This window comes from Streptococcus sp. 1343 (assembly GCF_013277355.1).
In the GTDB taxonomy this organism is placed as follows: domain Bacteria; phylum Bacillota; class Bacilli; order Lactobacillales; family Streptococcaceae; genus Streptococcus; species Streptococcus pseudopneumoniae.
This window is the reverse complement of sequence record NZ_VMMT01000055.1, coordinates 20,472-27,475: the sequence shown is the minus strand read 5'-3', so window position 1 is coordinate 27,475 and position 7,004 is coordinate 20,472. Positions and strand designations below refer to the sequence as shown.

General features: G+C 41.9%; 10 protein-coding genes and 1 pseudogene. 3 read left to right on the top strand and 8 right to left on the bottom strand.

The genetic code is table 11. From position 1 onward, the window contains the following. From HT709_RS08120 to HT709_RS08110, 3 genes and pseudogenes are all read left to right on the top strand, one after another. A pseudogene (locus HT709_RS08120) lies at positions 1–246 on the top strand (IS630 family transposase); the annotation flags it as partial. A 234-nt stretch (positions 247–480) separates the two neighbouring features. Continuing rightward, the gene (locus tag HT709_RS08115; RefSeq protein WP_023933745.1) at positions 481–1,272 is read left to right on the top strand and encodes a DUF2785 domain-containing protein; all 792 of its coding nucleotides are present in this window, start codon (positions 481–483) and stop codon (positions 1,270–1,272) included. Positions 1,273–1,381: 109 nt separating this feature from the next. After that, positions 1,382–2,050: an aquaporin gene (locus HT709_RS08110; RefSeq protein WP_119920133.1), complete on the top strand. Its 669-nt coding sequence runs from the start codon at positions 1,382–1,384 to the stop codon at positions 2,048–2,050. A 172-nt stretch (positions 2,051–2,222) separates the two neighbouring features. Here HT709_RS08110 and queF read toward each other — a convergent pair whose 3' ends face one another. The 8 genes from queF to HT709_RS08070 form a co-directional block, all read right to left on the bottom strand. Next, entirely contained in the window at positions 2,223–2,714 is a 492-nt protein-coding gene (queF, locus tag HT709_RS08105) for a preQ(1) synthase (RefSeq protein ID WP_000082587.1), read from the bottom strand. An 18-nt stretch (positions 2,715–2,732) separates the two neighbouring features. Further along, positions 2,733–3,449 (bottom strand): 7-carboxy-7-deazaguanine synthase QueE, encoded by a 717-nt coding sequence (queE, locus tag HT709_RS08100; protein ID WP_000196466.1) that lies wholly within the window; start codon positions 3,447–3,449, stop codon positions 2,733–2,735. Further along, complete coding sequence (gene queD / locus HT709_RS08095) at positions 3,442–3,885, bottom strand: 6-carboxytetrahydropterin synthase QueD (RefSeq protein WP_000464585.1); 444 nt, start codon at positions 3,883–3,885, stop codon at positions 3,442–3,444. Before queD ends, queE begins: the two co-directional genes overlap by 8 nt. Beyond that, on the bottom strand, positions 3,885–4,538 hold the full coding sequence (gene queC, locus HT709_RS08090; protein WP_172925667.1) for a 7-cyano-7-deazaguanine synthase QueC: 654 nt from the start codon (positions 4,536–4,538) through the stop codon (positions 3,885–3,887). The genes queD and queC overlap by 1 nt, the downstream gene beginning before the upstream one ends. Positions 4,539–4,728: 190 nt before the next feature. Next, positions 4,729–5,043 carry a thioredoxin gene (trxA, locus tag HT709_RS08085; protein WP_001029581.1) on the bottom strand — a complete coding sequence of 105 codons (315 nt, stop codon included), beginning with the start codon at positions 5,041–5,043 and terminating at the stop codon, positions 4,729–4,731. Positions 5,044–5,058: 15 nt separating this feature from the next. Beyond that, on the bottom strand, positions 5,059–5,280 hold the full coding sequence (locus HT709_RS08080; RefSeq protein WP_000570252.1) for a DUF4649 family protein: 222 nt from the start codon (positions 5,278–5,280) through the stop codon (positions 5,059–5,061). 97 nt (positions 5,281–5,377) lie between these two features. Further along, a complete protein-coding gene (locus tag HT709_RS08075; protein WP_000221629.1) occupies positions 5,378–5,758 on the bottom strand; it encodes a MarR family transcriptional regulator in 381 nt (126 codons plus the stop codon). A gap of 126 nt (positions 5,759–5,884) precedes the next feature. Beyond that, entirely contained in the window at positions 5,885–6,853 is a 969-nt protein-coding gene (locus HT709_RS08070) for an aromatic acid exporter family protein (protein WP_172925666.1), read from the bottom strand. Positions 6,854–7,004 lie beyond the last annotated feature (151 nt).

The following is a 7,004-nucleotide window of genomic DNA, read 5'->3' as shown; positions in this document are numbered from 1 at the left end:
AACTCCTACCTGCTTTGAAAGACACCTCATGTTATTATCATGGACAATGCTAGTTTTGATCCCAAGAACATTTTGGATGAACTCTGCATCCAAGATAAACACTTTTTCTTACCTCTACCGCCATATTCACCGGATTTGAATCCTATTGAGCAAGCTTGGGCTATCTTGAAAAAGAAAGTAACAGATTTATTAAGGGAAGTCCCAACTATTTTTGAATGTTTGGAACGCTTTTTTAAAACTAAATGACTATATAACTAGTTTTTCGCAATTTTTGAGACAGAAATGTGATTTTTGTGATAAAGTTCTATCATTACAAGTTCATTTGTGGTAATATGGAATAAATCATTTATGTATCCTTTCAGAAATGTGCTGTTTCTCTGAATATAAATGTCTTTTTCTCTTTAACTTAATTTTACAAATTGCTAAAGTCATTTAAGGACAGCTTTTTGAACAGTTGCTAGAAATGTAGAGGTATTGACCATGTATCAAAAGTTACTTAGAAAAATAGCAGAAGAAAAACCAAGTTATAACCAGGAAGAAATCCAGTGGCTACTTGATCATTTGGGAGATCCTTCTCCAGAAATTCGTGATGACCTTGTTTTTACAAGCTTTGCTAGAGGGATTCAGGAAGAGCTATTTACACAGGAACAATTTCATTTCATTGCTGAAGGGATTTCATCTGATGGAGGGTTAGATAAAGATATTGATAAGGTAGGCCTGTCAACCCTTGAACGTTCTTTTAGGGCGCTTATTTATGCAAATCTCTTGTCTGCAGATGCCAACCAGCAATCGATTTTTTATCAGGAATTAAATGCAGGAATTCGTAATGTCCTTTTAAATCAAGGTTTGTATTATCTTTCAAAAGAAAAGGATACAACGGGTTTTTCAAGTCAGTATGGTTGGGTTCATACTTTTGCACATGGAGCCGATTTACTGACAGAGGTGGTTTGTCATCCCAACTTTCCTAAAAACAGAGTTCATGAAGTATTTGATATACTTGGCCAACTATTTAAAAGAGTTTCGATTCGCTTTACAGATGATGAGGATTGGCGTTTAGCAAGAGTGATCTATGAACCTATTTTACAAGGGAAGTTAGCGCAAGAGCAAGTAGCTTCTTGGATAAAAGCTGTTGACTTTCCGATAGAAGAAAGGGAAGATTTTTATAAATTTTCCAACTTCAGATCCTGTCTGTTGGAAGTCTATGTCCAACTTGACCAGAGAAATAGTTTACAAGATGACTTGAAAGAAGCTATTCAATCTTTTCAATATTAGGTATTGCTAGTAGTTCTATGATTTTCAAAAAATTTCCAATCAATTTTCTTGAAACCCTTTCCTACTTTTGATAGACTAGTATCTAGTTTTTGAAAAAAGGAGAAAGAAAATGAAAAAATTTGTTGCTGAGTTAATCGGTACGTTCATGCTTGTATTCGTCGGGACAGGAGCTGTTGTTTTTGGAAATGGTGTTGAAGGTCTTGGTCACCTAGGGATTGCCGTTGCCTTTGGTCTGGCAATCGTAGTTGCAGCCTACTCAATCGGAACTGTTTCAGGTGCTCACTTGAATCCAGCTGTTTCGATTGCTATGTTTGTTAACAAACGTTTGTCATCTTCAGAGCTTGTCAACTACATCCTTGGACAAGTAGTTGGAGCTTTCTTAGCATCTGCTTCTGTCTTCTTCCTCTTGGCTAACTCAGGTATGTCAACTGCTAGTCTTGGTGAAAATGCCTTGGCAAACGGTGTCACTGTCTTTGGTGGTTTCTTGTTTGAAGTCATCGCAACTTTCTTGTTTGTCTTGGTTATCATGACTGTGACTTCAGCAAGCAAGGGAAATGGCGCGATTGCTGGTTTGGTAATCGGTTTGTCCTTGATGGCGATGATTCTTGTCGGATTGAACATTACTGGGCTTTCAGTAAATCCAGCTCGTAGCTTGGCACCAGCTGTTTTGGTAGGTGGCGCAGCCCTTCAACAAGTTTGGATTTTCATCCTTGCACCAATCGTTGGTGGGGTTCTTGCAGCCCTCGTTGCAAAAAACTTCCTTGGAACAGAAGAATAATTGAAAAACAAAAAGCCTTGCTCCTCATCTAGAGGAACAGGGCTTTTTCGTATGATACTCTTCGAAAATCTCTTCAAACCACGTCAGCTTCCATCTGCAACCTCAAAGCAGTGATTTGAGCAACTTGCGGCTAGCTTCCTAGTTTGATTTTTGATTTTCATTGAGTATGAGTTTAACGATTGTCAATTTTCTCTGGATAAAGGTCGTGTTGGAAGAGGCGTTGTTCTGCCAAGCCTTCATACTTAGTTCCAGGCTTACCGTAGTTGTAGTAGGGGTCGATTGAAATGCCACCGCGCGGAGTGAATTTTCCCCAGACTTCTAAATAGCGAGGGTCTAGCAAGTTGACCAAGTCTTTCCCGATGGTGTTGATACAGTTTTCGTGAAAATCTCCGTGATTTCGGTAGCTAAAGAGGTAGAGTTTGAGGGATTTTGACTCAACACAGAGCTTGTCAGGGATGTAGGAAATATAAATGGTCGCAAAGTCTGGTTGAGCAGTGATCGGGCAAAGTGAGGTAAATTCAGGACAGTTAAATTTGATAAAATAGTCATTTTCCACATGACGATTGTCAAAGGATTCGAGGACTTCTGGTTGATATTCGAAAATGTAGTTGGTTTCTTTGTTGCCTAGTAGGCTTAGGTTTTTCATTTCTTCTTGTTGTGACATGATTTTTTCTTTCTAATCTTAAACACCACGTTGATTATCGTAGAGGAGGGTATGCAGTTGAGGGAGGACGCGGACATTGCCCCAGCTGTCGTCAGCAGCGACACGTTCCCAGAGTTCTTTGAGGCGGTCCAGTTGGTCTTGGACAATATTACCCGTAGCCTTGGGCTCAGGATTTCCTGCTGATAAGAAGAGAACATCTGGTTGGTAGCGTTCTTGAATCCCTTTGGCAAAGGCCAAATCGGCATCATCAAAGACAGGGATTTTAAAGGTGACCCTGTCTGGATCAAGTTGGGAAACGATAAAGTCCAAGGTCTCAAAGTTGACTTCCATCTTGGATGAAGGAGGTTTGGGACTGAGAGTAACCTGGTCGATGTCTTTTAACCAATTTTGCCAGCGAGAGCCTTGAGTTTCAACAGCCAGAGTAACACCACGTTCCTTGAGTTTGGTGACCAATTCGGCCATGTTGGCTGCTAGGATAGCAGGATTTCCCCCAGATAGGGTTACATAGTCGTAGCTCCCCAATTTATCCAAGGCAGCAATGACCTCGTCAGCTGTCATACGAGTTGGCTTTTCAGAGCCATCCCAAGTAAAGGCAGAATCGCACCAGTCGCAGTGGTAGTCGCAACCAGCAGTGCGGACAAACATGGTTTTCTGCCCGATTGCACGGCCTTCGCCTTGAAAGGTTGGGCCAAAAATTTCTAGAACTGGTAGTTTGAGGACACGTTCCCTAGTCATCTAACCACTCCCGTCTAAACTCTGCAAAGGCAGTCGGAGTCTCATAGAGACGAACGTATTCCAAACGGAGACCGCGCTCGTTTGGCAACTCTTGATTCATGGTTTGGAAAATCCAGTAAACCATATTTTCAGCAGTCGTGTTCATATAGGGAAGAGTTTCATTGAGATAGCGATGATCCAAGTGGGGCTCTAAGTAGTTCTTGTAGGTCGCTTTGATGTCTCCGAAATCGTAGGTCATACCACGTTCATCTAAAAATCCACTGACAGCAATCTGCAGATGATAGGTGTGGCCGTGCAGGGATTTGCATTTTCCCTCATAGTGAAAGAGGTGGTGAGCAGCATCAAAGGTAAATTCTTTGGAGACTAGAGTCCGATAAGGATTGTAGACAAGAGACTCCCCAGTTTCCTGTTTGATTTCTTTGGGTGCAAAAAACATTAGGCTTCTCCTTTCTGTGAGAGATAAACATCTAACCCATGTTGACGTAGGTGGCAGGCGGGGCAATCTTCACAGCCGCTCCCGATAATTCCGTTGTAGCAGGTTAAGGTCTTTGCACGAACATAGTCAAAGGCACCGAGTTGGTCGGCTAGCTCCCAAGTTTCAGCCTTGTCTAGCCACATAAGAGGTGTTTGGATAACGAAGTCGTAATCCATGGCAAGGTTGAGGGTAACATTAAGGGATTTGACAAAGACATCTCGACAATCGGGGTAGCCTGAGAAGTCTGTCTCGCAGACACCTGTCACGATATCTTTAATGCCTCGTTGCTTGGCAAGGACTGCCGCAAAGGATAGAAAGAGGTGGTTTCGACCGTCAACGAAGGTATTGGGAACTTCTCCCTCTTTTTGCTCAATCTCCATATCAGAGGTCAGCGCATTTTCAGTGATTTGCCCCAGCAGAGACATATCTAGGATGTGATGACGAATGCCCTGTTCCGTAGCGATTTCTCTGGCAACTTGAATTTCGAGATGGTGGCGTTGGCCATAGGCAAAGGTAACGGCTTCGACCGTTTCATAGTGTTCTTTAGCCCAGAAAAGGCAGGTTGTGGAATCTTGACCGCCACTAAAGACGACCAAGGCTGATTGACGTTTCATAGTACTCCTTCCAAAATGGGAAATGTTCAGAGCACGCAAAAAGCTCCCTTGAGGGAGCTAAAAAATACCAAGTCAAGGTTTTTTTTAGCGATGGCATGTCCCAAACATCGTAATATTCTACTTACAGTCTAGCATATTTTTTGAAAAATGGCAAAGGGCAAGAAAAAAGAGACCAAAGAAAGTACTTGGTTTAGCTCAATTCAGCAACGATGGCCTTGATTTGTTCTGCTGTGTGAACACCAGCAACTTGTTTGACAACTTGGCCGTCTTTTTTGAAGAGAAGAGTTGGAATAGACATGATTCCAAAAGCACGAGCTGTGTTTGGATTTTCATCAACGTCCATTTTAACGATTTTCAAGACATCTTCTGAAAGTTCTTCAGACAATTTGTCCAAGATTGGACCTTGCATACGACATGGACCACACCAAGTTGCCCAGAAGTCTACTAAGACCAAACCGTCTTTTGTTTCTTGTTCGAATGTTGCATCTGTAATTGCTTTTGCCATTGTATTTCTCCTTTTTTAGTTATATTGGCTTAAATCTTGTTTCTTGAGATAGAAGAAGATATCTCCATAAGTCCCATGGTAGTCCAAATCATGATCCTTATAAGTCAATTTTTGGACAGGGTAGTAGTCTGCGACGCCGATAATGCAAGCTTGTTGCGAACGATCAAAATCTTCATAGGATTCGAAAGTCACAGTTCTTTCGTTCTTACTGGCGTCTAGATAAGTAATTTCAATCATATAAAACTCCTTTGTTTAATCTTGACTTTATTTTACTCCTTGTAAAAGAGAATGTCAATAAAAATGATTGCGCACGCAACTTTTTTCTAAAATCATCTTAAATCAAGAAATCCAAACCTGCTTCCAAGCTTTCTTCGACAGCCTTTTGTAGCGAGGCCAGTGTCTTTTGCCCATCATTTGTCAGGCAGATAAAACTAGAGCGTCTATCTTGATGGCAGCACATGCGACTGAGTAGACCGCAATTTTTAGCTTCCAAGCGAGCCACCATCCTAGAAACTGCGCTCGGGCTCAGATGAAGCTTATCTGGCAGGTCAATCTGGCGTAGAGATTTTTCTTGGGCCAAGTCCAGATAGTAGAGCAGGTAGAACTCTTTCAAGGTCAGACTTTGCTCGCTCTGTTGGGCAATGGTCTCTTCCAGGAGACTTTCAATTTCTTTCTGACGCCGATTGAAGTCAAACCATTTTTCCAAATAGGTCATAGTGTCTCCTTTCTTTTTAGAGTCATAAATAGAAGAAAGTCCATTAACGGGCAGTCTCTGCGTCACAAGATGATTGCGCATGCAATAATTATACTACTTTTCAAGAATGCTGGCAAGTTCTGTTTTTTAGTGGTTTTCTTTTTTACTGTCCATATTTTTGTAAAAATCAACTTTTACTTGGATGAAGGTTTTGGCTTCACGTAGGAGTTGAAGAAGGGTAGCGCGGGTTTCAAATTCTTCTCTTGTCTTGGGCAGACTGCGGTTTCGGAAGACTTCCAGATAGCGTTCGATTTCATCTAGCAAATCAGAAGCAGGATTGGTCTGGCTCAGTTGACCTGCAATTTTTGAAAAGAGTTGAGCCAAAATCAGGCTCTCACTGGCAGCTAGGTGACAGGTATTGATTTGCTGGGCCATATTTCGCAGGATACGACTTTGTAGCTGTCTCATCTCAAAGTAGTGAATATGGTAATCAGTCTGGTGAAAGAGGTGGTCTGAGTGATCCAAATAGACCAGTCTGAGGGCTTCTTCCAAAAGGGTGTCCAATTCTTCCACCAGCTGTGCTCGGTTGCGTCCATCCCCTCTGGATAAATAATATTTGAAGCGCAGGAGGATGTCTTTTAACTTTTCTTCTACCAATGTGTGGTAGTGATGAATTTCCTCTTCTCGTGAAGGCATGTAGAGATTGACCAGTAAAGCAAATCCTGTACCGATAGCAAAGAGAAAGAATTCATTGACTAGAAGGTCTGGAGAGGTTGACTCTTGTACCAAGAGATGGCTAACCAAAACAGTGCTTGGTGTGATGCCAATTTCCCAGCCCATCTTGTAAGCTAGAGGCACATAGAAGGCAAGATAGAGACCAAGGCTCCAGATATGAAATCCGCTCAAGTGAAAAGCTAGAACACCGATAGCCAGAGCTAGGAGCATGGAAAAGAGGCGATTGCGAGCCAGTTTTAAAGTACTTCTACGCGTATCAAATAGGCTCAAGAGAGCGATAATTCCAGCCGAAATTGCTGAGGAAAGATTGAGAAAATAAGCAAGCAGGCAGGCAAGACAGGTAGCTAAGATGAGCTTGGTCGTACGTTGGCTAATAGACATAAGAATTTCCTGATAATACTCAATGAAAATCAAAGAGCAAACTAGGAAGCTAGCCGTAGGCAGTACTTGAGTACGGCAAGGCGAAGCTGACGTAGTTTGAATTTGATTTTCGAAGAGTATAAGTTAGAATAAAAGAGCAAAAGACAAAACC